Here is a 1,988-nt window from a genome sequence, read left to right as displayed (position 1 = left end):
CTCGATGGCCGGTTTCTGGTCGGGGGCTACATCGGCGTCGTCGGTGTCCTTGACCGGAGTCTTGTTCTTATCGACGCCAATGCCGGTCAGGTCCGCGGTGTTGTGCACGATGCCGGCGTCGACATCGGCCTGGGTCAGTGTGTATTCACCGGAGGTCCAGGTGGTGGAGGCTCCCGGGGCAACCTTGCCGTCGAAGCCGTCCTCGGCAACCAGCGCCACCGGCTGAGGGGTTACCGCCGCGAGCATGGCATCGGTGAGCGTCACATCGGTCAGGGGGAGGGTGCCGGTGTTGGTTCCTTTGAACCCGTATACGACGATGTCGCCCTTGTCGGTGATGCCGTTGCCGTTGATGTCCTTGAGTTCTTTGACTGTCTTCTCAAGATCAATCACAGGAGGCAGCCCCTTTACGGGCTGGGTGTCGGTGTCGGTTTGCTTGGGCGGGTTCTTGCCAGGGTTCCACGGGTTCACGGCGGTCACGGTGGCGACGTTGTCGATGCCACCAGCCCATTCGTCCTCGCGGGTGATCACATACGGTGCCGCGGTCGCGGTGGTGGTTTCGCCAGCGGCGAGAGTTCCGCTGAAAGTGAAGGGGTAGGACCAAGAGATTCCAAGGGAGGTCAGCTTGGGGTCCTGCAAGTCCAGGGACGTCAACGGCGTCTGTCCGTTGTTGGTGATGGTGAACTGGTAGACCACCGTGTCACCGGCGTCCGGGCGGCCGTTGCCGTTGGTGTCCTCGTGGCTATGGGACTTATCCAGGGCCAGCCCCGGTGTGCAGGAAACCGTGACCTCCGAGGCCATCGTGGCGGCCACCTCGTTGATCGACAGTGCATGCTCGATCGTGAAGGACGGGCTCAGAACCTTCATGGCCCGTTCGATATCAGCCGCGGATGTTGCCGATCCCGGGACCGGGTCGTTCATGCCGTGCAGGCCAGGTGCGGAGGACTTCACGAACAGTGGAATGACCTCGATGCCTTCGGCGCGAAGGTCAGCCACGGCGCGTGCGGCACCATCGAGCGCTTCCTGTTGAAGTGTGACATCACCGTTGGCGGTAAGGTCACCGGCTGTGGAGCCCCACGCGTTGGGAACACCATCGGTGATGAAGACAAACTTGTCGACCCCGCTGCCGAGCATCGAGCGAAGACCGGCTTCCCAGTTGGTCCTGCGGGCTGCGACACCAGTGGCTTCCTCCGAACGGGAGAAGCCCAGGAACCGGTTGGCCGCGTCCTCAGCCCCGGCAATGGTGGTCACATCAACGTTGTGGAACATCGTGTTGCCCGGAAGTGTCTTGCTCCGGTCAACATCGAGCGGGTCGGCGGGATCGCCGTTTCCCCACAGGCCCGGGCCTGTGAATCCGAATTGGACACCGGAGACTTTCATCCCGGGCCCCTGCCCTAAAGTCTTGGCGAAGCTGGCCGTTTGGGCTTGTTCCTCGGCCCATTCTGCATCTGTCAGGCTCCACGTGGCGTCTAAGGCAACTCCGACACTCATCCCGCACGAATCCGTGGCCAAGGCAGCCGGGGCTGTGGCCAAAGAACCACCAGCAACCGCTGCCGCCGCCACGGCTCCCAGAACGGTCGCGCTGCCTGCCTTCATCAGAGGGCGGTCCGTCCGGCCGGGCACTGTCCCGGTTCGGGAGGGTCCAGGTTTCTCTCTCAACGCATTCTCATCTCTTCAGGTAGGACGGCCTCGTGGGCCGAGGACTCCTGGGACAGGGAGTAAGGGAGTCCTACCTGTACAGCGGGGGGTGTTTGACGAATTGGGTGTTTCGTCAAACACCCCCCGCTGTACAGGTGAAGGCAATGTGCAAAACGCGTCAGCCCGTGGGCTGGCCTAAGCAGAGACAGGAGTGGATTCGTTTGAGAACAGTGGTCCGCCCAGTAGGGATCGTGGTGGGGGGCGCGGGGTTTTCCGTGATTGAGACACCAGGCGATGACGCCGGAGCGGCGCAGCGCCGTAGCGTCAGCCAGTCCGTGGATTTTGCCCTGTGC

Annotated in this window: 1 protein-coding gene; it reads right to left on the bottom strand. The window is 62.8% G+C overall.

Annotation, left to right across the window (positions count from 1 at the left end; all coding sequences use genetic code 11):
* Positions 1 to 1,593 (bottom strand): hypothetical protein (locus ACFUOZ_RS21320; protein WP_377552028.1); only part of this gene is annotated, 1,593 nt, incomplete at its 3' end.
* Between the last annotated feature and the right edge of the window lie 395 nt (positions 1,594 to 1,988).

The sequence above is a fragment of the Paenarthrobacter sp. NPDC057355 genome, from assembly GCF_042667405.1.
In the GTDB taxonomy this organism is placed as follows: domain Bacteria; phylum Actinomycetota; class Actinomycetes; order Actinomycetales; family Micrococcaceae; genus Arthrobacter.
The sequence above is the reverse complement of the archived record's forward strand: the minus strand, read 5'-3'. Positions and strand labels throughout refer to the sequence as shown.